The sequence below is a fragment of the Paraburkholderia silviterrae genome, assembly GCF_004353915.1.
Lineage (GTDB): Bacteria > Pseudomonadota > Gammaproteobacteria > Burkholderiales > Burkholderiaceae > Paraburkholderia > Paraburkholderia silviterrae.
In genome coordinates this window covers 1-21,884 of the sequence record NZ_SMRP01000057.1, presented here as the reverse complement: position 1 = coordinate 21,884, position 21,884 = coordinate 1, and the positions used below count along the sequence as shown (strand labels likewise).

Genomic DNA, 21,884 nt, shown 5'->3' with positions numbered 1-21,884 from the left:
ATGGAGCACTTTCGGCAGTGCGGAGTGCATGCGTTTGCCCATGCCTGCCGCGAGGATCACGATGTTCATTGCATCGGTGACTTAAGAGGGAATGAAGCGCACGATTTTAGCATGGGGGGTATCCCCAGCACCGCCTGCCGGCGGGCGTTTGCCGCACCACCGAACACTCTTTTACACACTTGCGACAGGCGCAAAAAAGGCGGCCATGGCTGGCCGCCCTGGGGTCCGACTCGGTTTTGCAAGCGGCTTCGAGGCTACGCCGCCAGCGGCATGTTTCAGAGCTCGTCGAGCGGCGTGAACTTCAGCGCCGCGCCGTCGCCGGCGGCCATATCGGCAGAATCGGTCGAGCACGGCTCCTCGTCGAACGCGATATCGCCTGCCGGGTCGGCCACGCCTGTCGCGCGCAGATCCTTGAAGCCGAAGAGCGTGGCGTCCATCAGGTGCGAGGGCACGACGTTGCCGAGCGCGTTGAACATGTTCTCCACGCGGCCCGGGAAGCGCTTGTCCCACTCGCGGATCAGCGCCTTCATTTCGGCGCGCTTGAGATTGGGCTGGCTGCCGCACAGGTTGCACGGAATGATCGGGAATTCGCGCAGCTCGGCGTACTTCTCCAGATCGGTTTCCTTCACGTAGGCGAGCGGCCGGATCACGATGTTCTTGCCGTCGTCCGACTGCAGCTTGGGCGGCATGCCCTTGAGCTTGCCGCCGTAGAAGAGGTTCAGGAGCAGCGTCTGGAGGATGTCGTCGCGATGGTGGCCGAGCGCGATCTTGGTCGCGCCGAGCTCGCCCGCCACGCGGTACAGAATGCCCCGGCGCAGGCGCGAGCACAGCGAGCAGGTGGTCTTGCCCTCGGGCACGAGGCGCTTGACGATGCTGTAGGTGTCCTGGTTCTCGATGTGGTACGGCACGCCCAGCTTGTCGAGGTATTCGGGCAGCACGTGCTCGGGGAAGCCGGGCTGCTTCTGGTCGAGGTTCACCGCGACGATCTCGAAATTGATCGGCGCGCGCTCGCGCAGGCGCATCAGGACGTCGAGCATCGCATAGCTGTCCTTGCCGCCCGAGAGGCACACCATCACCTTGTCGCCGTCCTCGATCATGTTGTAGTCGCCGATCGCCTGGCCGACCTGGCGCACGATGCGCTTGTACAGCTTGTTGTTCTCGTAGGCTTCCTTCTGCTCGCGGCGCGTGAGCGCGCGGCGGCCGGTTGCTTCGCAGGAAGCGTCGTCTGCGGCTTCGGGGCCCGTTTCCGGGCTCACTTCGGGACTCACTGCGGGACTCACTTCAGTGCCCGCGGCCTGCGCGGCGGCCAGCGTTTCGGGGGCGTTCATGAATCAGTCCTCTTTGATGCGAAAGACCTCGACGCCCACCGCGTCGCAATCCGGATACACGTCGGGCTTTTCGGTCGACACGCGCACGGCGCGCACCAACTCGTGCGAGAGCAGCGCGGCGGCGAGGTCGTCGCAGAGCGTCTCCTGCAGATGGATATGGCCCTGGCCCACGCGTGCGGCGACGGTCGCGCGCATGAAGTCGTAATCGACGACTTCGCGCAGCTTGTCTTCGTGCGGCGTGGTCGACGCGAGCGGAACGAACAGGTCGACGTTGATGACGACGCGTTGTTCGCCGCGTTTTTCGAAGTCATGCACACCGATGTTGATGTGCACTTCGTAGTTGCGCAAGAAAAGCCGGCGGCAATCGGCGAGCCGGGGATGCAGGAGTACGGCGGACATGTTCGTTCCAGTCGATAAAAGCGTGCGTTGCCTGGCGCACGGGCGCCAGCGCCCGGCGGGTCATACGGTTGATCCTCAAAGCGTTCGGGCGGCGGCATTGCGCGCACCCTCGCGCGGGTCCGGGCCGGTTGAGCCCGGTTGATTCCTTTGCCGGCGGGCCTTTGGGGTCTTTCTGGCCTCGTTGGCTTTTTGGGGCCGGCCTCGCCACTGTCTTGGCGAGGCCGCGCCATGCCCGGCTGCTCCTGCCCGCTCCGGCGCATGCTTGCATGCGCGTGCGGACAGGCAGCGGCAATTGCATTTAGTTGCGTTTCCTGCGGTTGCGTTCAAAGACCGACACAACCCACATCTTCGACGCTCAGGCGCCTGTCAAAAACATCACGTCGCGCGGCAGCGGCACGAGGTGCTGGCCGCCGTCGACAACCAGCGTCGTGCCGGTCACGCCCGCGGCCTGCGCGAGATACAGCGCGGCCTCCACGAGATCGGCGGGACGCGACGCGCGGCCAAGCGGCGTCACCTTGTGCGCGGCGGTGAAGCTCTCCGGCGTCTGGTCGCCCGACTGCAGCGTGAGACCGGGCGCGAGACCCACCACGCGCATTTTCGGCGCGAGCGCCTGGGCGAGCGCGACGGTGGCGTTCTGCAACGCGGCCTTGGTCAGCGTATACGACAAGTAGTCCGGATTCATGTTGTACAGCTTCTGATCCAGCACGTTGATCACACAGGTCCGCAGCGATTCGTCGTGCAGCGCGGCTTCGGGTGTCGCTTCCCACAGCATGCGCGCCAGCACGAGCGGCGCGCCCACGTTGATCGCCATGAGATGCTGCAGCCTTGCATAGCCGACGTCGCGCGCCGTGTCCTCCTCGAAGCGCGATGCGTTGTTCAGCACGCACGCGGGCAGGCCGAGCGCCGCGGCGCAATCCGGCACGAGGCGCGCCACTTGCGCCTCGTTGGCCAGGTCCGCGTGCAGCGCGACCGCGCGGCGGCCCATGGCGCGAATCTGCTCGACAACCTCGTCGGCCTCTGCCCGCGAGTCGCCGTAATGCACCGCGACGTCCCAACCGCGTTCGGCAAAGCCCAGCGAGAACGCGCGGCCGATGCGGCGCGCGCCGCCTGTCACGAGGATCACGCGCGCAACTGCGCTGGCGCCCGAATGCGCGTGCGATTCAGATGACGGGTTCACGTTCGATGCGGGGTCGGATTTCAATTTGCCCGGCGCCGTGCGCGGCAAGTCGTGCCCAGCCGCGTTCGAAACCCCGCCGGACGGGCCGATGCCCGATGTTGCACCGATTGCGCTCATTTACAATGCCGGGATGAATCCGAAAGCTCACGAACCCGCTAGTTTACCTGTTCCCGAGCCGATCGCGCTCGCGCAGTCCGAGGCGCTCGCCGCAACCGTGCGCGCCGAAGTCGCCGCGGCGGGCGGCTGGCTGCCGTTCGACCGCTATATGGAGCGCACGCTCTACGCGCCGGGGCTCGGCTATTACAGCGGTGGCGCGCGCAAGTTCGGGCTTTTCGCCGACGACGGCAGCGACTTCGTGACCGCGCCTGAAATGTCGCCGCTCTTCGCGGCCACGCTCGCGCGTGCCGTGGGCGAAGCGCTCGCGGCGAGCGGTACGCGCGCGCTCATGGAGTTCGGCGCAGGCACAGGGCGGCTCGCGGCTGGCGTGATGCTCGCGCTCGAGGCGCTTGGCGTGCCGTTCGAAACGTACGCCATCGTCGATCTTTCGGGCGAGTTGCGCGAGCGCCAGCGCGAGACGATCGAGCGGCTCGCACCGCATCTGGCCGCTCGCGTGCAGTGGCTCGACGCGCTGCCCACGCAGTTCGAGGGCGTGGTGATCGGCAACGAAGTGCTCGACGCAATGCCGGTGCGCCTCTTTGCGCGCAAGGATGCCGTGTGGCACGAGCGCGGCGTGAACGTTAACGGCGACGGCGCGTTCCAGTTCTCGGACCGGCCAGCCATGAGCGGCCTGGACGCCGACTGGGCGCAGAGCGTGCCCGGCAGCGTGCTCGCTGAGATCGATGGCAGTGAAGACTATGTGACGGAAACGCACGAGGCCGCGCTCGCCTTCACGCGCACGATCTGCACGATGCTCGTGCGCGGCGCGGCGTTTTTCATCGACTATGGTTTCCCGCGTGGCGAGTACTATCATCCGCAGCGCGTGCAGGGCACGCTGATGTGCCACTACCGCCACCGCGCGCATGGCGACCCGTTCCTCTACCCCGGCCTGCAGGACATCACCGCTCACGTGGAATTCAGCGGCATCGCGCAGGCCGGCGTCGAAGCGGGCGCGGACCTGCTCGGCTATACCTCGCAGGCGCGCTTCCTGATGAACGCCGGTATCACCGAGGTGCTAGGCGAGATCGATCCGCACGACGCCGCGCGCTTTTTGCCGGCTGCGAACGCGGTGCAGAAGCTCGTCTCGGAGGCGGAGATGGGCGAGCTCTTCAAGGTGATCGCGTTCTCGCGCGGTATCGATACGACGATCGCCGCGTTCGCGCGCGGCGACCGCAGCCACACGCTCTGAGCGTCATCCATTCACTACGGGCCGACCATGATCCGCTGGTTCCTGACCACCTTCATCGCCGTCGCGATTCTCTCCAGCGCGCAGCCGTGGCTCAGGAAGCTCGGTATCGGCCGGCTGCCCGGCGATATCACGCTGCGCCTGTTCGGCCGCGAATATCCGCTGCCGTTCATGTCGACACTCGTGCTCTCGATGGCGCTTTCGTTTCTCGTGCGCGCGCTCTGAACGCTCGACGCATCGGTAAAACGACGGGTGCCGGGGTGGGCGCCGGATGTGAAAACGGCGCACAGGTGCGCCGTTTCGAGCTTCAGCGTGACAGGCCATGTCACCCGGCGGCCAGCGCCACTTCCACCGCGCCAACGCGCGCGCTGTGCACCGCTTCCTTGATCTTCTCGGCAACGTTCTTGCCCGCGCCCGCTTCGGTGATGGTGCGCGCGATCGCGCCCGCATCCACGCCGCGCGCCGCGGTGAGCGCCACGCGTAGCCGCTCCGCCTGCGGATAAGGCGCGTTTTCCCAGTTCAGGCGCCCACGCAAATCCGCCTCGCAAGCCTGCAGCGCTTCGGCGAAGCGGGCTGGCTTGCGCAGGGCATCGCTGCGCTCGAGCATGCGCACGAGCGCGGCCGCGCCCATGTCCATCACGCGATGCACGTTGCCATGCTCGCGCGCCACCACTAGCGCGAGGTCGCGGCATTCGTTGGGCACGCGCAGGCGCTCGCACAACGGCTTGAGGAGGTCGACGCTGCGCCCTTCGTGGCCGATGTGGCGCGGCAGCACGTCCTCGGGCGTGGTCGCCTTGCCGAGATCGTGCGTGAGCGCGGCGAAGCGCACCGGCAGCGCATAACCCTGCGCGGCGGCATGGTCGATCACCATCATCACGTGGATGCCGGTATCGACCTCGGGGTGATAGTCGGCGCGCTGCGGCACGCCGAAGAGACTGTCCACTTCGGGCAGCACGCGCGCGAGTGCGCCGCATTCGCGCAGCACCGCGAACATGCGCGAGGGCTTGTCCTCCATGAGCCCGCGCGCGACTTCCTGCCAGACGCGCTCGGGCACGAGCGCGTCGACTTCGCCCGAGGCCACCATCGACTGCATGAGCGCCATGGTCTCGGGCGCGACCGTGAAATCGGCGAAGCGCGCCGCAAAGCGCGCCACGCGCAGGATGCGCACCGGGTCTTCGAGAAACGCGTCGCTCACGTGACGAAACACACGCTCACGCAAATCGTTCGCACCGCCAAACGGATCGACCACGGGCCCGGACAGCAAGCCGCCGGGCTGGACCTCGCGCGCCATCGCGTTGATCGTGAGATCGCGGCGCGCGAGATCTTCCTCGAGCGTGACGTCGGGCGCGTAGAAGAACTGGAAGCCGTGATAGCCCGCCGCCGTCTTGCGCTCGGTGCGCGCGAGCGCGTACTCCTCCTGGGTCTGCGGATGCAGGAACACCGGAAAGTCCTTGCCCACCGGACGATAGCCCTGCGCGGCCATCTGCTCGGGCGTCGCGCCCACGACCACGTAATCCCGGTCGCGCACGGCCAGGCCCAGCATCTCGTCGCGGATCGCGCCGCCTACCACGTAAATCTTCATGCGTCGGGTTCGTCGTGCTCGATGCGGCGGGTTTCCTTGCGCGCGGCCTCGATCCACGCCGCCACGGCGGGCGAGGCGCTCACGCGCGCCGCATAGGCAGCCGCCTTCGGCGAGAGCTGCGGTGCGTAGCTGTTAAAGCGCATCACGACCGGCGCGTACATCGCATCGGCGATGCTGAATTCGCCGAACAGGAACGGGCCGCCGCTGGCGTCGAGACAGGCGCTCCACAGCGCGTCGATGCGCGCAATGTCGGCGAGTGTGCCGGGCGTGGCGCCCGCGCCGGGCTTCGACGTGCGTATCGCCATCGGCATGTTCGAGCGCAGATCGGCGAAGCTCGAATGCATTTCCGCGCTCACGCTGCGCGCACGCGCGCGTGCGTTCGCGTCGCGCGGCCACAGGCCGTGCTGCGGGAAGCGCTCGGCGAGCGTTTCGGCGATCGCGAGCGAGTCCCAGACGGCGAGGCCGTCGTCGGTGACGAGGCAAGGCACCTTGCCCGATGCCGAGAATTCGAGAATCGCACCCTTCGTTTCGGGCCGGTCGAGCTCGATCAGCACCTCTTCGAACGGAATGCCGAAATGCGTCATCAGCACCCAGGGGCGCATCGACCACGACGAGTAATTCTTGTCTCCAATAACGAGCTTCATATTCACCGTGAATAAAGAGTCAAAGTTGGGACGCGCCACGCGCCCGGGCGGGTGCCCGGCTGCGTGGCCCGCTTCGTTGGTACGTCTGCTGGTACCGCTATCTGGCTGCCGCGCCGGGCAGTATGCCTACCTGTGCGCGCTCGCCCGGAAGATGTTCAGGCGCGAGCGCAGCGAGGCATCGGCGAGATAGAGCGGCGCGATCGTCTCGATGCTCGCGGGCTCCACGCCCAGCTCGGGCGCGAGCGGCCCGCTGAGCACGCTGTCGACTTTCATCGAATCGAGATTGTCGCGCGTGAGCACCGGCACGCCGGGCGCCATTTCAAACGAGAGCGCCTGCAGCCGCGCGAGGGCATCGGGCAGCCGCACGATGCGCGCGTGACGGCCCACCACCTCGCCGCAGTACTGCACCAGCTGCTCGAGCGTGTAGACCGTCGGGCCGCCGATTTCATAAGTGTGCCCGCTCGCGGCGTCGAGATCGAGCACATTGACGATCGCCTTCGACACGTCGCCCACATAGACGGGCTGGAACTTCGCGTCCGGCATGCCGAGCGGGATCATCGGGAGGAGCTTTTGCAGCACCGCGAAGCGGTTGAGGAAGGTGTCGTCCGGGCCGAACACGACGGACGGGCGCAAGATCGTCGTGGCAAGCGCGGTAGAGGCGTGCACGGCCTTCTCGCCGTCGCCTTTGGAGCGCAGATACATGCTCGGCCCGCGCGGGTCGGCGCCAATCGCGCTCACGTGGATCAAGCGGTGCACGCCCTTGCCCTCGCAGGCGGCGACGATCTTCGTGGGCAGCTCGACGTGCAGCTTCGCGAAGCCCGGGCCGTAGGGCGTGCCGTGCCCTCCATTGAGCGTGCCGACGAGATTGATGACGGCGTCGACGTTCTCGACGAGGCCCGCGAGGGCGACCGGATCGGTCACGTCGGCTTCGATCACGTCGACGGGCAGCAGGGTGAGGTGGCGGGCATTCGTGCGCCGCCGGGTGGCGACGCGCACGTCCTTGCCCGCCTCGACGAGCGCGTTGACGAGTTGGCTGCCGATGAATCCCGAACCGCCGATGACCGCGATGGCTTGATGTCTCATCTTCGACCTCCTCGTGCATCCTCGTGCTTTACGCCCGCGCCGTGGGCCGGGTGCCGCACGGGGGCGGGTTCGCGCAGCGGCGCGGCTCACGCGAGCGGCGCCGCATGACGCTCACTGCAGCGGCGAGATATAGCCGAGACGCGCCTTCAGCGATTGCGGACGGCCCTCGAACAGCGCCGCGTAGTAGACCGTGTTCGACAACACGTTTTTCACGTAATCGCGGGTTTCCTGGAACGGGATGGTTTCCGCGAAGATGGCGCCCTCGACGCCGCGCGGCAAGGAAGCTCGCCACTGGCGCGGGCGCCCCGGTCCGGCGTTGTAGCCCGCGGTGGCGAGCACGGCGGAGCCGTCGAACTGATTGTAGATCATCGACAAATAGTTCGTTCCGAGCAGGATATTGGTGTTCAGGTCGTTGAGCTGATCGTTCGAGAGCGGACCGATACCGATCTTCTTCGCCACCATCTGCGCCGTGGCCGGCATGATCTGCATGAGGCCGCTCGCGCCCACGCCCGAGCGCGCGTTCAGGATGAAGCGCGACTCCTGGCGAATGAGGCCGTAGGCCCATTCGACGTCGAGGCCGTTGGTTTGCGCGTCGCGCTCCACCACGTCGCGGAACGGCGCGATATAGCGCAGCGAGAAGTCGTGCTCGGTCTGTGTGCGGTCGGCGGTGTTGACGGTGCGGTCGAGCAGCTGGATGCGCCTGGCATATTCGGCGACGGCCAGCAGCTGGCGGTCGCTCATGCCGCGCAGCGGCCAGTTCCATTCGCGGTTGCCTTCGAGCCGCAGGTTCAGCGCATAGAAGCGCTGCGCGAGCGCGAAGCCCGGCGTCTGCGCGACCTGGGCGATTTCGGCGTCGGTGACCGTGGTCTTCGGCGGGATGGTGATTTTCTGGCCGAGCTCTTCGGTCGCAAGCTGGCCGTAGAAGTTATAGCCCTGCGAGATCGACGCGAACTCCTGGTTCGCCAGATCGGCCTGGCCCGCCTGCTTGAGCGCGCGCGCGTGCCAGTAGACCCATGCGGGTTGCGCACGCAGCGCCGCGGGCATCTGCTCGATCGACCAGCGCACCATGGTCCAGTCGCCGCCGAGCAGCGCCGCGCGCGTGCGCCATTCGCAGGCGGGATTCGAGAGCGGCGCGTTGGCCGAGAGGCGATACCAGTCGAGCGCGCCCGGCATGCGCTTGAGCGCGGCCTGATAGCCGATCGTGCCCCAGCCGATCCCGCGCTCGGGCGAGGTGAGCGAAGGCGCAACCGCCGCGAACGTGGTGGCTGCCACGGCGGGGTCGTTGCGCGCCATCACGGTGAGCGCGAGCAGCGCGAGTTGATGCGATTGCGGATCCGCACCCACGCCGCGCGCGAGCGTGAGCGGCGGCGTGCTGACCGCCTGGCTGAACGCCGTGGGGTCGGGGCGCTGCGCGAGGCCGTCGAGCAGCTTCGCGCCCGTCGAGGTCTGGTTCTGTTCGTAGGCGAGGCGGATCTGCTGCCAGACGTCGTCGCTCGAGAACTGGCCTTTGATGGCGAGCGCGGTGATGAGGTCGACGCAGCCGTCGCCGTAATAGCGCGGCTCGGTGAGCAGCGCGCGCGCATCGTTGGCGACGTTTTCGCCGCGCGCCGCGCGCGACTCCAGCGCGTAGCACTTCACCTGCGTGTCGTCGTTGAGCACGAAGCGCGGGTATTGCTGGTCGAAATTCGCCCAGTCGTGGCGCGCGCCGAGCACGAGCAGATAGTCGTTGCGCAAGCGGTCGGCGATGGCTTCGCCGTCGTGACGCTGCAGGAACGAGAGCACCGGCGCGTCGGGCGCGTCCACGCGCGCGTGACCCTGCGAATCGAACAGTTGCGGTTTCAACTGGAAGTATTCGAGGTAGGACGGCGCGGGATAATCCGGAATCGTCGCAGCGAGTTGCGCGGCGCGCGCAGCATCGTTATTGCGCGCGGCTTCGCGAAGCTGGATGAAGGTTTGATCGTCGGGCGCCAGAGCGGCCCCCACGGGCAGGGCGACGGGCCGCACGGCATCGGCCGTGCTGCACGCGACGAGTGCCGCGGCGGCCAGTGCAAGACCGACCGCGCGATATACTCGGACAAGGCGTTTAGACATCGTTATTTCTGGAGCGCGAGGTGAACCCAAGCATAGCATGCAACCCCACGGCTCAATCCAAAAAGGCGTGGCGTTCACGACTTCGCGCAGTGCGTCTTGCGGCCTCTTCCGGGGCGAGCAACAACGCGGCGTTGGAGGCTCATCTCGACGCCCTCATCGGCCGCCTCGCGCCTCGTTCGATCGGCTTCTATTGGCCCTTGCCTGGGGAGTTCGACGCGCGCGAATGGATCGCTTCATGGCTGGTTGCCGATGTGTCGCGCCGCGCGTCGCTGCCCGCCATTGCCGAGCGCCACGCGCCGCTGCACTTCTACTTCTGGACCCCGGGCGCGCCGATGCGTGAAGGTCATCACGGCATTCCCGAGCCGGCCTCGCCGGAAGCGGCCCTGCCCGACCTGCTGCTCGTGCCTTGCCTCGGATTCGACCTTGAAGGCTACCGGCTCGGCTATGGCGGCGGCTATTACGACCGCACGCTCGCCGCCTGGCCCGGCGAGGCGTTGCCGCTCACGGTGGGCATCGCCTATGAAGCGTGCCGTATCGACGAGGGCGTGCCCGAGCGCGGCGCGCACGACTTGCCGCTCGACGCCGTGGTCACCGAAGCCGGCGCGCATCTCGCAGGTCGTCTCGCCGCGCGTTGAGATTCGCTGACCGGCACCACGGCCCGGACCCGGCTTGCCCGGGCGGGCGCGGCGGGTGCCTAGAGCGACGCCGCCGCGCGCGCCGCCGTGTCGTAGAGTCCTGACGCATTGCGCATCAATTGCGCCGCGTCGCCGATCTGCTGATTGGTGAGGCCGCTCTCCTTGAGCGTCGCGATCAGGCAGCTCTCACGCACGTCGCGATAGCGCAGGCACAGCTCACGCCCGGCCGGCGTCACCGCAAAGAACACTTCCTTGCCGCTTTTCTCGCTCTGGACGAGGCCCCGCGCGACCAGCTTCTTGAGCGCATAGGTGGCGACGTGCGTATCCTCGATATTGAGCACGAAGCAGATGTCGGCGAGCTTCTTGCGGCGCTCGCGGTGACCCACGTGATGGAGCAGCGACACCTCGATCGGCGTCATGTCCTTCGCGCCCGCCGCCGACATGCAGCGCACCATCCAGCGGTTGAACGCATTGCTTGCCATGATGAGCGCGTACTCGAGCTCGGAGAGCTCGGCGCTCGTCTCGGAGACGAGATGCTCGGACGAAACGATCTTGGTCGGCTGGCGCGACATGACTCAAACCTGTGGTCGAAACGGTGTGCCGCCAGTGTAGTGACGCCGCACGCGCGTCGCGCCTGGCACAAACGCTCATTGAGAATTTATCGATAAATTGTCGAGAATGTACACTGACAAAAACCGGTCGCCGGGCGCGGTGCCGCTGCGCAGTTTGCATACTCGTTTGCCCATCCGTTTGCACAATCTGCACAATCGTTCGCACCGTCGTTTGACCCGTCGTTTGACCCGTCGTTTGACCCGTTACTTGCCCCGCTGCGTGCCCGGCACCGGCTCCTGAAACCATGCGCAATCCTGCTCCCCGTATTTACTTCCTCGGCGACGAGGCCCTCGTCTGCGAGACCCCGCCGCCCGCCACGCTGGAGATCCAGCGCCGCATCTGGGCCGTGGCCGCGCACGCGCGCGGCTGGGACGCCGTGCGCGAAGTCGTGCCCGGCATGAACAATCTGACGATCACCTTCGATGCGCTCGCCGCCAAAGCCGAGGCGCTCGCCGCCGCACTCGAAGCGGCATGGCACGAGGCAGAGGACGCAGCGCAGGCCGCGCCCGAGGGCCGCGAAGTCGAGATCCCGGTGAGCTACGGCGGCGCGGCGGGCCCCGATCTCGCCGCCGTCGCGCAGCACACCGGGCTCGCACCCGCCGATGTCGCCGCGCGTCATGCGGCGGGCGTCTACACCGTGTTCTTCCTCGGCTTTCAGCCGGGCTTCGCCTACCTCGGCGGACTCGACGCCGTGCTCCACACGCCGCGCCGGCGCGAGCCGCGCCTCGCTGTCCCCGCCGGCTCGGTGGGCATCGGCGGCGAGCAGACCGGCATCTATCCCGCGCAGGCGCCCGGCGGCTGGCAGCTGATCGGCCGCACCGCGCTCGCCCTGTTCGATCCCGCGCGCAATCCGCCCACGCTGCTCATGCCCGGCGACCGCGTGCGCTTTGTCATCGCGAGCATCAGCGAAACCCCCGTCGAGGAGACCCACGCATGATCGAAGTCCTGCGCGCAGGCCTGCTCACCACGGTCCAGGATCTCGGCCGGCCCGGGTTCCGGCATCTCGGCGTCGCCACCGGCGGCGCCCTGGACACGCTCGCGCTCGAAGTGGGCAACCGCCTCGTCGGCAACCGGCACGACGCGGCGGGGCTCGAAATCACCTTTGGCCCGGTGGCGCTGCGCTTCGCGCGCGCGACGCGCGTGGCCATCACCGGCACCGAGTTCGGCGCGACGCTCGACGGCAAGCCGGTGTGGTCGTGGTGGAGCCTGCCGGTCGCGGCGGGCGAAGCACTCGTGCTCAATGGCGCGAAGCGCGGCATGCGCGCCTATGTGTGCGTCGCGGGCGGCATCGACGTCCTGCCGATGCTCGGCTCGCGCAGCACCGACCTTTCGGCCGGCTTCGGCGGGCTCGCGGGCCGCGCGCTCAAGGACGGCGACCGCCTTGCCACCGGCGCCTCGTTCGCCGCGGGCGGCGAGCGCGCGTCGCTCGCGCCCGGTGCGCCGCCGTTCGGGGTGAAGGCGCCCTCGCAATGCAGCTTCGTGTACCCCGAGGAAGCGCCTCACCGGCGCGGCCGCCATCCGGACGGCATGTTGTGGGCCGTGCCCGTGCGCGTGCTGCGCGGCCCCGAGTACGACAGCTTCACGCCCGAGGCGCAGCGCGCTTTCTGGTCCGACGAATGGCGTGTCACGCCCAACAGCAACCGCATGGGCTACAGGCTCGAGGGCACGCCGCTCGAGCGCGCGGCGCGCACCGACCTGCTCTCGCACGCCGTGCTGCCCGGCACGATCCAGGTGCCGCCGAATGGCCAGCCCATCGTGCTGATGAGCGATGCGCAGACCACCGGCGGCTATCCGAAGATCGGCGCTGTGATCCGGGCCGATTTGTGGAAGCTCGCGCAGGTGCGGCTCACAGCGGGCTTGCGCTTCGTCGAGGCGACGGCGGCCGTCGCGCGCCGCGCGCTACTGGAGGAACAGGCCTACTTGCGGCAGATCGATACCGCGATCGCCATGCAGGACGAGCGCCACGCCAGCCGGCGCGCACGCAGCGCGAGCGCGCAGGGTCTGGGCGCATGACGCGGACGGCACAAACTTCCGGCGCTGCGGGCCACCGCGCCCGACGTCGCGAAACCAATCACCATCAGGCAACCCGCAAGGCCTCGAGCGAGGCACTGGGCGCGAGCGCCGCATCGAAGCGCGCGGCACAACCAGGCAGAACCAGGCAGAACCACGCACAGCCAGGCATGAGCGGGCGCCAGGCAATACGGAGAGCAACACCATGACGACCATCGATCTGAACGCCGATCTCGGCGAAGGCTGCGGCTCCGACGAGGCGCTGCTCGACCTCGTGAGCTCGGCCAACATCGCGTGCGGCTGGCACGCGGGCGGTGCCAACGCGATGCGCGAGTGCGTGCGCTGGGCCGTGGAGAAAGGCGTGTCGATCGGCGCGCACCCGAGCTTCAACGACCCCGAGAACTTCGGCCGCAAGGAGATGGACCTGCCTGCCGAGGAAATCTACGCGGGCGTGCTGTATCAGCTCGGCGCGCTCTCGGCGATCGCACAGGCCGAAGGCGGGCGCATCGCGCACGTGAAGCCGCATGGCGCGCTCTACAACCAGGCCGCGCGCGACGCGAAGATCGCCGACGCGATCGTCTCCGCCGTGCACGACTTCGATCCCTCGATGACGGTGTTCGCACTCGCGGGCAGCGGGCTCGTGGTCGCCGCGCGGGAGGCGGGGCTCGTGGCCGTGGAGGAAGTGTTCGCCGATCGCGGCTATCGCTCCGATGGCTCGCTCGTGCCGCGCAGCGAGCCGGGCGCCCTGCTCCACGATGAAGACGCCGTGCTCGCGCGCACGCTCGCGATGATCCGCGAGCAGCGCGTGCAGGCCGTGGACGGCGCATGGGTGCCGCTCAACGCTCAGACCATCTGCCTGCACGGCGACGGTCCGCACGCGCTCGAGTTCGCGCGGCGCATTCGCGCGGCGCTCGACGAGGCCGGTATCGGCGTGCGCGCGGCGGGCGTGGCCGAGGCCTGAGCGCATCGCGCGAAGCAGCCGGCGCATGAGCCGCGCATCGAAGGACACTCGCAGCACTTGAGCAGCACATAAGCAGCACTTAAGCCGTACACAAGTAGCAAACAGGCAGCACAGAGGCAAAAGCAGGGCCACCAAGAGCCGGGCAGTCAGAGCGCTGCGCCACGCCAAACGCGTGCGTGCAGCGTTTCACCACCGCGCCCCGATGCACACGACGCACCGGGGCACGGCAATAACGACGCACATAAAATGGAGACAAAGAGATGCAGAGCACCGTCAACTTATGGCCGCTCATCGGGGTGGCCGTCATCATCGCCGGCTTCGTCTTGCGCTTCAATCCGATGCTGATCGTCGCCGCGGCAGCGATCGCCACCGGCCTCGCCGCCGGGTTCCCGCCCGGCAAGATCCTCGCCGCCATCGGCACCGGCTTCATGAAGACGCGCAACATCCCGCTCATCATCCTGCTGCCGCTCGCCGTGATCGGGCTCTCGGAGCGCCACGGCCTGCGCGAGCGCGCGCAGATCTGGATCGGCAAGATCAAGGCGGCCACGGCCGGGCGTCTGTTGATCGTCTACCTGCTCATGCGCGAGCTCACCGCCGCCGTCGGGCTCACCGGCCTCGGCGGCCATCCGCAGATGGTGCGCCCGCTCATCGCGCCGATGGCCGAAGGCGCCACCGAGAACCGCTTCGGCAAGCTCCCCGACGCCGTGCGCTACAAGCTGCGCGCCTGGGCCGCCTCGACCGACAACGTGGGCCTGTTCTTCGGCGAGGACATCTTCGTGGCGTTCGGCGCGATCGTGCTGATGGTCACGCTGCTCAGGGAGGCGGGTGTCTCCGTCGAGCCGATCCACGTTGCGCTCTGGGGCATTCCCACCGCGATCTGCGCGTTCCTGATTCACGGCACGCGCCTGTGGCTGCTCGACCGCAAGCTCGAGCGTGAGCTGGGGGGCATCCGGCACGCAGCGGTTGGCAAGCCCGCAGGCTCGGCGGCTCTGCCCAGCACCGGAGTCAGCGCCAAAGCGCCAACCGCGGGTCGCGAAGGAGACGAAGCATGACGATCACGCTCAACTGGCTCTTCTGGCTGCTCGGCGTCGTGCTGTTGATCGTCGGCGGCATGATCGTGCTCGACCGCGAGCATCCGCGCCGCTTCACGGCGGGCGGCTTCTGGCTGCTCTATGCGCTCATCTTCCTGGTCGGCGACCGCCTCCCCGCCGAAGTCGCCGGCGTGCTCGTGCTCGCCATGGCGCTGAACGCCGGCTTTGGCGGCGTGACCGCCGGCAAGCCCAAGGTGTCCTCGCTCGAGGCACGGCTCGCGAGCGCGAAGCGCCTCGGCAACAAGCTCTTCGTGCCGGCGCTCACGATCCCCGCCGTGACGGTCGTGCTCACCCTGGCGGCCAGCCATCTCGTGGTGGGCACGACACCGCTCGTCGATCCGAAGAACGTCACGCTGATCGGCTTCGGCATCGGCTGTGTGGTCGCGCTCGGCATCGCCTGCATCATTACGCGCGACAGCGTCGGCCAGTCGATGCGGGAGACGCGCCGTCTCGTCGACGCGCTTTCGTGGGCCGCCGTGCTGCCGCAGATGCTCGGCATGCTCGGCCTCGTGTTCTCGGACGCGGGCGTGGGCAAGGCGGTCGCGCACGTGAGCACCTCGTACATCAACATGGACGTGCGCTTCGTGGCCGTGGCCGTCTACTGCATCGGCATGGCGCTCTTCACCGTGATCATGGGCAACGGCTTCGCCGCGTTTCCGGTGATGACGGGCGGCGTGGGCGTGCCCGTGCTGGTGGGCGTCTTCCACGTGAATCCCGCGCTGATGGCGGCGATCGGCATGTTCTCGGGCTACTGCGGCACGCTCATGACGCCCATGGCCGCGAATTTCAACATCGTGCCCGCCGCGCTGCTGGAGCTGCCCGACAAGAACGCGGTGATCCGCGTGCAGGTGCCCACGGCGCTCGGCATACTCGCGGCCAACATCGTGCTGCTGAACGTGCTCGGTTTCTGAGCGGGCCCGGGCGCAGCGGTTCTAGCCCGGGCGCCGGCACGGGCCGGCACCCGGTCGGCTCCGCTCACGCTTGCCGCTCGGGCGGCGCGGCGCGCAGCGCCTCGACAAACTGCGCGAACTGCGGGAAATGCCGCGTCACGAGCGCCTCGGGCAGCAGGTACTGCGGAAAGCTCGCCGACGTGTTGCCCCCGTGCAGCACATGCAGACACAGGCCGACATCGTCGGGGAAGTGCGCAAGGCTCGCGCCGCGCTCGAGTGCGGCCTGCAGGAATTTGCCATCCTCGTTGAGCGAGCACGATTCGAACGGGCCCGCGGCCCACAGGCGCTTCGTGTAGACGTAGCTATAGCCGTAGCCGGAATGGTTGTCGGCAAACGCCTTGTGGTCGGCGGGAAAGTTGAGCGCCGCCATGGGCTGCGCGCTCCAGTGAAAATGCAGCCCGCTCTTGCGCAGCAAATCCCACCACGCGAACTGGCCGTACACGCGGCTATACAGAAAGAACGCGCTGAGCTTGACGAAATCCGCCCGGTGCTGGGTCAACTGCGCGCACATGGTGCGCAGATATTGCGGCGCATAGTATTCGCCGTCGTCGAAATGGGCGATGACCTCGGCGCGCGCGAGCGCCACCGCGAGATTGCGCTTGGCGCCGGCGCTCATGCGCTGCGGCAGATGGCGATACACCACGCGCGCGTCGTCGAGGCCCTGCATGAACGCGCTGGGCCGCTCGCTGTCGTCGACCACGATCCATTCGCATGCCCGCAGGTCCTGATGCGCGAACGACCGGTACGCATGCGGCAGCATGGCCTCGCGCTCCCAGGTCGGCGTGATGACGCTGACAATGGGCGCGTCGGTCCTGGCGGTCGGTGAAGTCGTCATGTTGCGGTCCTGGACAGACAAAAAAGTGCATCGTAGAGCCGCCTCATACGAACCGAAATCGAAAACCCACTAAAGCGCGAACCCGCAAGCGGCGCGCTTCTCGATTCGATCATTGCCTTCATCACTTTCGGAATTTTCTTATCGATGCGGCAGGGCCGGACCCTTACCTTGTGAGGTTCTCCCCAATCCGGTCAGATGCGCGTCCAGCGCCCAAGCGCCCTCGCCGCGCCACATCGCCATGACTCCGAACGCCTCCGGTTTCACCGCTTCCGCCGCTTCCGCCGATCGCTCCGCGCCTGACGAATACGCCGCGCACACCGACCCCGGCGCGCCCGACGCTTCGCCTGCCGCGCGTCTCGCCGCCGCACTCGAAGCGCATGGCGCGGGACGCCTCGATGAAGCGCAAGCGATCTACAGCGAGCTCGTCGAGCGCGATCCGGCTCATGCCGATGCGTTGCATTACTGGGGCGTCGTCTGTCATCAGCGCGGCGACCATCGCGGCGCGCTGGCGTTGATGGACCGCGCGCTCGAGCACGCCAGGGCCGATGCGGTCTGCTGGAGCAACCGCGGCCTCGCCGCGCTCGCGCTCGGCCAGCACGCCGAAGCGGCGCACAACCTGCGCGAAGCGCTGCGCCTCGCCCCCGGTTTCGCCGATGCGCACAGCAACCTCGCGCTCGCGCTGCGCGAAGCAGGCGACTACGCGGGCGCGGAGCGCCACTGCCGCGCGGCGCTCGCGCTGGCGCCGGCCTCCGTGAACGCGCTCGTGAATCTGGGCAGCGTGCTCGCCAAGCTCCAGCGCTACGAGCAAGCGCTCGCCAGCTACCGCGAAGCGCTCGCGCTCGCGCCCGCCGACGCCGCCATCCACTTCAATCTCGCCAACGCGCAGCGCGCACTCGGCGACGATGCCGCCGCCATCGCGCATTACCGGCAGGCTGTGGAGCTCGCGCCCGGCTATGCGGCCGCCTGGGTGAACCTTGGCACTGCGCTGGGCCAGACCGGCGACTATCGGGCGGCGGAAACGTGCTATCGCAAGGCGGTGGAGCTCGAGCCGAACGCGGCGAATCTCGTGTGCCTCGGCGCTTCGCTGGGCGCGCAGGGGCGCAACGAAGAGGAAGAGCCTTACTACCGGCGCGCGCTCGAACTCGACCCGGAGCACGCGGACGCACGCCAGAACCTCGTCTGGCTCAAGCTCAAGCGCGGCGAGTATCGCGAGGGCTGGGCCGAATACGCCCGGCGCTGGCGCGCCTGCGACTACGCGCCGTTCGATATCGAAGGCATGGCCGAGTGGCAAGGCGAACCGCTCGAGGGCAAGCGCGTGTTGCTCGTGCACGAGCAGGGCTTCGGTGACCAGATCCAGTTCGTGCGCTACGCGAGCACGCTTGCCGCGCGCGGCGCGAGCGTGGACGTGTGCGTGCCGCAGACCCTGCAATTGCTCGCGCAGTCGGTGCCGGGTGTGCATCGCGCGTGGACCGGCACACCGGCGGGCGATTACGACTACTGGCTGTACGTGATGAGCGCGCCGTCCGCGTGCGGCACCGAGCTCGACACGGTTCCGGCCACGGTGCCCTATCTGTTCGCGCGCGAGGTCGACATTCAAGCGTGGAAGCCGCGCGTGCAGGCCGCCATGGCCGCGGATCTTGCGCGCCAGGCCGGCAAGGAGCCGGACAACGCCCCGCTGGCGGCGCTCGAAGCCGCCGCAACATCGGTATCAAAAGCAGGGGAAAAAACCGCCGTGCGCAAGCCCGCCGGCTACCGCAACATCGGCCTCGTTTGGGGCGGCAATCCCGGCTTCTACAACGACCGCAACCGCTCGGTGGCGCTGGCCGCGTTCCGGCCGCTTTTCGCGCTCGAGAAAATCAGCTGGTTCTCGCTGCAAAAGGGCGAGGCGGCCCGCGCGCAGCTCGCGGCGCTGGCCGGCGACGCGGCGATCCACGACTTCACCGACGACCTGCGCGACTTCGGCGACACGGCCGCGCTCATCATGAACCTCGATCTCGTGATTGCCGTCGACACCTCGGTCGCACACCTGGCCGGCGCGCTCGGCAAGCCGGTCTGGATTCTCGTGCCCGCGAACGGCGAATGGCGCTGGCTCGAAAAGCGCGCGGATTCGCCGTGGTATCCCACGGCGCGGCTCTTCCGCCAGCGTGAAGTGGGCGACTGGCAGACGGCGCTCGGCGAATTGTGCGAGGCGCTCACCGAAAAGCCCAAACGCGCGGGCGCACGAAAATCCGCGCCGAAAAGCCACGTCGCAGCGCAACAACCCGCGCACGAAGCCACGCCACAGGCAACGCAACAACCTGCGCAAAAAGCAACGCAACGAGCAGCGCAAAAAGTGGCCAGCGAGGCGCCCGGCCAGGCGGGAAACGGCGAGCTGGACCTCAGCCCGGATCGACCGTAAATCCGCGCTGGCGCAGCAACTGGAGCACGCCTTTTTGCCCGCCCAGGTGCAGCGCGCCAATCGCAACGAACAGCGGCTTGTTGGGCGCAGCATACTGCTGCATGCGCGCGACGAAGCGCCGGTTGCGCTCGTAGACGATGCGGTTATCCACCGAGGCGGCCACGCGCGGATCGTGCGCGAGCTTTTCGGTGCGCGCGGCCTCCCAGGCCGCGATCGCGTCGGCGTCGCCCACGCGCCACAGGCGCAGCAGCGTCTGTACGTCGGCGACGTTTTGCGCGGGCGTCTGCGCGAGATCCTGGGCGAGCATCTCGCGCTGCTGCGCGAGGTTGAGGTACGTGAACGCGCGCATCTGCTCGGCTAGCGTCTCCAGTCCGACGATGCGCCGCCCCTTCAGGTGCAGGAACACGTTCTGCAACTGCGCCTCCGTGCCGTACTCGGTCTGCAGGCCCGCACTCAGCGAATCGTAGGTTTCCACCAGCAGCGAGGCGAGCCAGGGCTTCATCTTGCGGATCTCGGCAAGTGCCTCGGGATTGCCGCGCAGCCGCGCCGCCAGCTTCGCCCACAGCGGCTCGGGCAGGAGCTGCTGAAGACAGGGCTTGCGGCACACGCCATATTTCGAGACATCGTCCTGCGAGACGAGCAGGTCGTCGGGCGAGAGTTCGAGTGCGAGCGTAGGCGAGGCGTTGAGCGCCGCGAGGATCGGCGCCCGGAACGGCTGGTTCGGCGGGTAGTCGGCGGGGTCGCCCACGTGCAGCGTGCCGAGCAGATAGATCGTGGTAGTGCCGCGCGTGGCAACGTAGAACGGCATGCGCGCCGGTTGCGTGCGCACCGGACCGCCCGCCGTCGTGCCCGACGCGTAGCTCGGCATGGGGGGCGGCGAGTGGAAGCCGGGCAGGCCAGGCGCGGGAATGGCGGGATGTACGCCGGGCGTGTTGGCGGCGGCGGCCGCGGCAAGCGCGCTGGGCATGAACGCGCGCGTGTGCGGCAAGGTGCCGCTGAAGAGGGACGTGGCAGCCAGCCGCGCGTGCCACGCCGGGTCCGTGCCGCCATGCACCGTGCCCTGCCGCCACCCGAGCCGCAGCGGGCGGTCGAGCGAAGGCCCGAGGGCAACGGCCAGCGCGAGCGCAGCGGCCAGCGCCGCACGCAGCCACGAACGCACCCGTGACTGCGCACACAACAGCGCACATGAAAACGCGATGGCGCCTCCCCGACCCGGTATCTTCAATGCGGCGCGACGGCCGCCCCTTAGCGGGCGGCGCGTAAAACGACGCGCCGCCGTCGCTTCAGGCATTCTATTCCCCCACCTCCTCTGCACGATGGCAGGATACCTGACGCCCATCCACTTCGCGAAGCAGCGGCACTTCCTTGCGGCACCGCTCGATCGCATACGGACAACGCTGATGGAAGGTGCAGCCCGAAGGCGGGTTCAGCGGCGAAGGCAGCTCGCCTTCGAGCTTGATCTTGACGTGCCGGTCCGCTTCGAAGATCGCGGGGGTCGCGGAAAGCAACGAGCGCGTGTACGGATGGCGCGGCCGTCCGATCACGGTCTCCTTGTCGCCCAGCTCAGCCACGCCGCCGAGGTACATGACCATCACGTCGTCGGCGATGTGCTCGACCACGGCCAGATTGTGCGAAATGAACACGTAGCTCGTGCGGAACTGCTCCTGAAGGTCCATGAACAGATTGAGGATCTGCGCCTGGATCGAGACGTCGAGCGCGGAGACCGGCTCGTCGGCCACGACGATCTGCGGATCGAGGATCATCGCCCGCGCGATCGCCACGCGCTGACGCTGGCCGCCCGAGAACATGTGCGGATAGCGCTTCGCATGCTCGGGCCGCAGGCCCACGATGCGCATCATGTGCGCGATGCGGTCGGCGCGCTCGCTGGCCGTGAGCTTGGTGTTGATGGCGAGCGGCTCGCCGAGCGTCTGCTCGACGGTCTTGCGCGGATTGAGCGAGGCGAACGGGTTCTGGAACACCATCTGCACGCGGCGGCGCAGTGCGGCGATTTTCTCGCGGTTCGCGTGCGCGACGTCCTCGCCGTCGATGGTGAGCTTGCCCGAGGTGGGCGGCTCGATCATCGTGAGCTGGCGCGCGAGCGTGGACTTGCCGCAGCCGGACTCGCCCACCACCGCGAGCGTGCGTCCGCGCGTAAGCGAGAACGACACGCCGTTGAGCGCCTTCACGGTGCCCGTGCCGAACATGCCGCGCTTGACGCTGTAGTGCTTCTTGAGGTCGTAGGCGACGAGGACCTTGTCGTCGTCGTGACGAAGCGCCGATTGCTGGACTGCGTTCATCGCGCGCCTCCGTGGATGGGTTGAGCCACCGCGTTCAGCGGCTTGATGCAGCGCACCTGTGCGTCACCGGCGTTTTGGTCGATGCGGTCGGCCACCGGGCCGAGCGCGGGCCGCGCCTTCATGCAGTCGTCCACCACGTATTTGCAGCGCGGCGCGAACAGGCACCCGCTCGGCCGGTCGTCGCGGCCGGGCACCATGCCGGGGAGCGCGGCGAGACGCATCGCCCCCTTGTTGTGCTCGGGAATCGCGGCGAGCAGCGCCTCCGTGTACGGATGATGGGGCCTCGAAAAAATATCGGGCACGCGGTTGGTCTCGATGATCTCGCCCGCGTACATCACGGCCACGCGCTGTGCGACTTCGGAGACCACGGCCAGATCGTGCGAGATCAGCACGAGCGCCATGCCGCGCTCCTTCTGCAGGCGCACGAGCAGTTCCATGATCTGCGCCTG

General features: G+C 68.1%; 21 protein-coding genes. 9 read left to right on the top strand and 12 right to left on the bottom strand.

From position 1 onward, the window contains the following. Positions 1–275: 275 nt before the first annotated feature. The 3 genes from ttcA to EYW47_RS39845 form a co-directional block, all read right to left on the bottom strand. On the bottom strand, positions 276–1,328 hold the full coding sequence (ttcA, locus tag EYW47_RS39855; RefSeq protein ID WP_133200286.1) for a tRNA 2-thiocytidine(32) synthetase TtcA: 1,053 nt from the start codon (positions 1,326–1,328) through the stop codon (positions 276–278). A gap of 3 nt (positions 1,329–1,331) precedes the next feature. Next, complete coding sequence (locus tag EYW47_RS39850; RefSeq protein WP_028221681.1) at positions 1,332–1,727, bottom strand: dihydroneopterin aldolase; 396 nt, start codon at positions 1,725–1,727, stop codon at positions 1,332–1,334. A 355-nt stretch (positions 1,728–2,082) separates the two neighbouring features. Further along, on the bottom strand, positions 2,083–3,021 hold the full coding sequence (locus tag EYW47_RS39845) for an SDR family oxidoreductase (protein ID WP_133200285.1): 939 nt from the start codon (positions 3,019–3,021) through the stop codon (positions 2,083–2,085). Positions 3,022–3,034: 13 nt separating this feature from the next. Between EYW47_RS39845 and EYW47_RS39840 the strand changes: the two genes are divergently transcribed. Both EYW47_RS39840 and EYW47_RS39835 read left to right on the top strand, forming a co-directional pair. Further along, the gene (locus tag EYW47_RS39840) at positions 3,035–4,249 is read left to right on the top strand and encodes a class I SAM-dependent methyltransferase (protein ID WP_133200284.1); all 1,215 of its coding nucleotides are present in this window, start codon (positions 3,035–3,037) and stop codon (positions 4,247–4,249) included. Between the two features lie 27 nt (positions 4,250–4,276). Further along, positions 4,277–4,471: a DUF2905 domain-containing protein gene (locus EYW47_RS39835; RefSeq protein WP_028221678.1), complete on the top strand. Its 195-nt coding sequence runs from the start codon at positions 4,277–4,279 to the stop codon at positions 4,469–4,471. Between the two features lie 100 nt (positions 4,472–4,571). Here the strand turns inward: EYW47_RS39835 and EYW47_RS39830 are convergent, their stop codons facing one another. The 4 genes from EYW47_RS39830 to EYW47_RS39815 all read right to left on the bottom strand — a co-directional run bounded on the left by EYW47_RS39830 (position 4,572) and on the right by EYW47_RS39815 (position 9,646). Then, positions 4,572–5,828: a multifunctional CCA addition/repair protein gene (locus EYW47_RS39830; protein ID WP_133200283.1), complete on the bottom strand. Its 1,257-nt coding sequence runs from the start codon at positions 5,826–5,828 to the stop codon at positions 4,572–4,574. Next, positions 5,825–6,472, bottom strand: coding sequence for a glutathione S-transferase family protein (locus EYW47_RS39825; RefSeq protein WP_133200282.1), 648 nt, complete (start codon positions 6,470–6,472; stop codon positions 5,825–5,827). Before EYW47_RS39825 ends, EYW47_RS39830 begins: the two co-directional genes overlap by 4 nt. A gap of 126 nt (positions 6,473–6,598) precedes the next feature. Continuing rightward, positions 6,599–7,555: a complex I NDUFA9 subunit family protein gene (locus tag EYW47_RS39820; protein ID WP_133200281.1), complete on the bottom strand. Its 957-nt coding sequence runs from the start codon at positions 7,553–7,555 to the stop codon at positions 6,599–6,601. A gap of 111 nt (positions 7,556–7,666) precedes the next feature. Continuing rightward, positions 7,667–9,646: a lytic transglycosylase domain-containing protein gene (locus EYW47_RS39815; RefSeq protein WP_133200280.1), complete on the bottom strand. Its 1,980-nt coding sequence runs from the start codon at positions 9,644–9,646 to the stop codon at positions 7,667–7,669. 8 nt (positions 9,647–9,654) lie between these two features. Here EYW47_RS39815 and EYW47_RS39810 point away from each other — a divergent pair, with 8 nt between their 5' ends. Continuing rightward, entirely contained in the window at positions 9,655–10,281 is a 627-nt protein-coding gene (locus EYW47_RS39810) for a 5-formyltetrahydrofolate cyclo-ligase (RefSeq protein WP_377785266.1), read from the top strand. A gap of 59 nt (positions 10,282–10,340) precedes the next feature. Here the strand turns inward: EYW47_RS39810 and EYW47_RS39805 are convergent, their stop codons facing one another. Then, on the bottom strand, positions 10,341–10,853 hold the full coding sequence (locus EYW47_RS39805; RefSeq protein ID WP_133200278.1) for a winged helix DNA-binding protein: 513 nt from the start codon (positions 10,851–10,853) through the stop codon (positions 10,341–10,343). A 284-nt stretch (positions 10,854–11,137) separates the two neighbouring features. Here EYW47_RS39805 and pxpB point away from each other — a divergent pair, with 284 nt between their 5' ends. The 5 genes from pxpB (at position 11,138) to EYW47_RS39780 (ending at position 15,866) form a co-directional block, all read left to right on the top strand. Continuing rightward, positions 11,138–11,830: a 5-oxoprolinase subunit PxpB gene (gene pxpB / locus EYW47_RS39800; protein ID WP_133200277.1), complete on the top strand. Its 693-nt coding sequence runs from the start codon at positions 11,138–11,140 to the stop codon at positions 11,828–11,830. Continuing rightward, positions 11,827–12,906: a 5-oxoprolinase subunit C family protein gene (locus tag EYW47_RS39795; protein ID WP_133200276.1), complete on the top strand. Its 1,080-nt coding sequence runs from the start codon at positions 11,827–11,829 to the stop codon at positions 12,904–12,906. Before pxpB ends, EYW47_RS39795 begins: the two co-directional genes overlap by 4 nt. Before the next feature lie 202 nt (positions 12,907–13,108). After that, on the top strand, positions 13,109–13,864 hold the full coding sequence (gene pxpA, locus EYW47_RS39790) for a 5-oxoprolinase subunit PxpA (RefSeq protein ID WP_133200275.1): 756 nt from the start codon (positions 13,109–13,111) through the stop codon (positions 13,862–13,864). Between the two features lie 260 nt (positions 13,865–14,124). Then, positions 14,125–14,916 (top strand): DUF969 domain-containing protein, encoded by a 792-nt coding sequence (locus EYW47_RS39785; RefSeq protein ID WP_133200274.1) that lies wholly within the window; start codon positions 14,125–14,127, stop codon positions 14,914–14,916. Beyond that, positions 14,913–15,866 (top strand): DUF979 domain-containing protein, encoded by a 954-nt coding sequence (locus tag EYW47_RS39780; RefSeq protein ID WP_133200273.1) that lies wholly within the window; start codon positions 14,913–14,915, stop codon positions 15,864–15,866. Before EYW47_RS39785 ends, EYW47_RS39780 begins: the two co-directional genes overlap by 4 nt. 64 nt (positions 15,867–15,930) lie before the next feature. Here EYW47_RS39780 and EYW47_RS39775 read toward each other — a convergent pair whose 3' ends face one another. Beyond that, positions 15,931–16,740, bottom strand: coding sequence for a glycosyltransferase family 2 protein (locus EYW47_RS39775; protein ID WP_133200272.1), 810 nt, complete (start codon positions 16,738–16,740; stop codon positions 15,931–15,933). Between the two features lie 238 nt (positions 16,741–16,978). Here EYW47_RS39775 and EYW47_RS39770 point away from each other — a divergent pair, with 238 nt between their 5' ends. Continuing rightward, positions 16,979–19,138, top strand: coding sequence for a tetratricopeptide repeat protein (locus EYW47_RS39770; RefSeq protein WP_133200271.1), 2,160 nt, complete (start codon positions 16,979–16,981; stop codon positions 19,136–19,138). Here EYW47_RS39770 and EYW47_RS39765 read toward each other — a convergent pair. From EYW47_RS39765 to EYW47_RS39755, 3 genes are all read right to left on the bottom strand, one after another. Continuing rightward, positions 19,119–20,429 carry a TraB/GumN family protein gene (locus EYW47_RS39765; RefSeq protein WP_377785229.1) on the bottom strand — a complete coding sequence of 437 codons (1,311 nt, stop codon included), beginning with the start codon at positions 20,427–20,429 and terminating at the stop codon, positions 19,119–19,121. The two genes, EYW47_RS39770 and EYW47_RS39765, sit on opposite strands and share 20 nt — an antisense overlap. 1 nt (position 20,430) lies before the next feature. Further along, the gene (locus tag EYW47_RS39760) at positions 20,431–21,435 is read right to left on the bottom strand and encodes a peptide ABC transporter ATP-binding protein (protein ID WP_133200270.1); all 1,005 of its coding nucleotides are present in this window, start codon (positions 21,433–21,435) and stop codon (positions 20,431–20,433) included. Next, positions 21,432–21,884 (bottom strand): oligopeptide/dipeptide ABC transporter ATP-binding protein (locus EYW47_RS39755; protein ID WP_133200269.1); only part of this gene is annotated, 453 nt, incomplete at its 5' end. The genes EYW47_RS39760 and EYW47_RS39755, both read right to left, overlap by 4 nt.

What these genes read in the sequence shown, in the direction of transcription:
- ttcA (WP_133200286.1), bottom strand. Translation starts at nt 1,328, where the DNA reads ATGAACGCCCCCGAAACGCTGGCCGCCGCGCAGGCCGCGGGCACTGAA.
- EYW47_RS39850 (WP_028221681.1), bottom strand. Translation starts at nt 1,727, where the DNA reads ATGTCCGCCGTACTCCTGCATCCCCGGCTCGCCGATTGCCGCCGGCTT.
- EYW47_RS39845 (WP_133200285.1), bottom strand. Translation starts at nt 3,021, where the DNA reads ATGAGCGCAATCGGTGCAACATCGGGCATCGGCCCGTCCGGCGGGGTT.
- EYW47_RS39840 (WP_133200284.1), top strand. Translation starts at nt 3,035, where the DNA reads ATGAATCCGAAAGCTCACGAACCCGCTAGTTTACCTGTTCCCGAGCCG.
- EYW47_RS39835 (WP_028221678.1), top strand. Translation starts at nt 4,277, where the DNA reads ATGATCCGCTGGTTCCTGACCACCTTCATCGCCGTCGCGATTCTCTCC.
- EYW47_RS39830 (WP_133200283.1), bottom strand. Translation starts at nt 5,828, where the DNA reads ATGAAGATTTACGTGGTAGGCGGCGCGATCCGCGACGAGATGCTGGGC.
- EYW47_RS39825 (WP_133200282.1), bottom strand. Translation starts at nt 6,472, where the DNA reads ATGAAGCTCGTTATTGGAGACAAGAATTACTCGTCGTGGTCGATGCGC.
- EYW47_RS39820 (WP_133200281.1), bottom strand. Translation starts at nt 7,555, where the DNA reads ATGAGACATCAAGCCATCGCGGTCATCGGCGGTTCGGGATTCATCGGC.
- EYW47_RS39815 (WP_133200280.1), bottom strand. Translation starts at nt 9,646, where the DNA reads ATGTCTAAACGCCTTGTCCGAGTATATCGCGCGGTCGGTCTTGCACTG.
- EYW47_RS39805 (WP_133200278.1), bottom strand. Translation starts at nt 10,853, where the DNA reads ATGTCGCGCCAGCCGACCAAGATCGTTTCGTCCGAGCATCTCGTCTCC.
- pxpB (WP_133200277.1), top strand. Translation starts at nt 11,138, where the DNA reads ATGCGCAATCCTGCTCCCCGTATTTACTTCCTCGGCGACGAGGCCCTC.
- EYW47_RS39795 (WP_133200276.1), top strand. Translation starts at nt 11,827, where the DNA reads ATGATCGAAGTCCTGCGCGCAGGCCTGCTCACCACGGTCCAGGATCTC.
- pxpA (WP_133200275.1), top strand. Translation starts at nt 13,109, where the DNA reads ATGACGACCATCGATCTGAACGCCGATCTCGGCGAAGGCTGCGGCTCC.
- EYW47_RS39785 (WP_133200274.1), top strand. Translation starts at nt 14,125, where the DNA reads ATGCAGAGCACCGTCAACTTATGGCCGCTCATCGGGGTGGCCGTCATC.
- EYW47_RS39780 (WP_133200273.1), top strand. Translation starts at nt 14,913, where the DNA reads ATGACGATCACGCTCAACTGGCTCTTCTGGCTGCTCGGCGTCGTGCTG.
- EYW47_RS39775 (WP_133200272.1), bottom strand. Translation starts at nt 16,740, where the DNA reads ATGACGACTTCACCGACCGCCAGGACCGACGCGCCCATTGTCAGCGTC.
- EYW47_RS39770 (WP_133200271.1), top strand. Translation starts at nt 16,979, where the DNA reads ATGACTCCGAACGCCTCCGGTTTCACCGCTTCCGCCGCTTCCGCCGAT.
- EYW47_RS39765 (WP_377785229.1), bottom strand. Translation starts at nt 20,429, where the DNA reads ATGCCTGAAGCGACGGCGGCGCGTCGTTTTACGCGCCGCCCGCTAAGG.
- EYW47_RS39760 (WP_133200270.1), bottom strand. Translation starts at nt 21,435, where the DNA reads ATGAACGCAGTCCAGCAATCGGCGCTTCGTCACGACGACGACAAGGTC.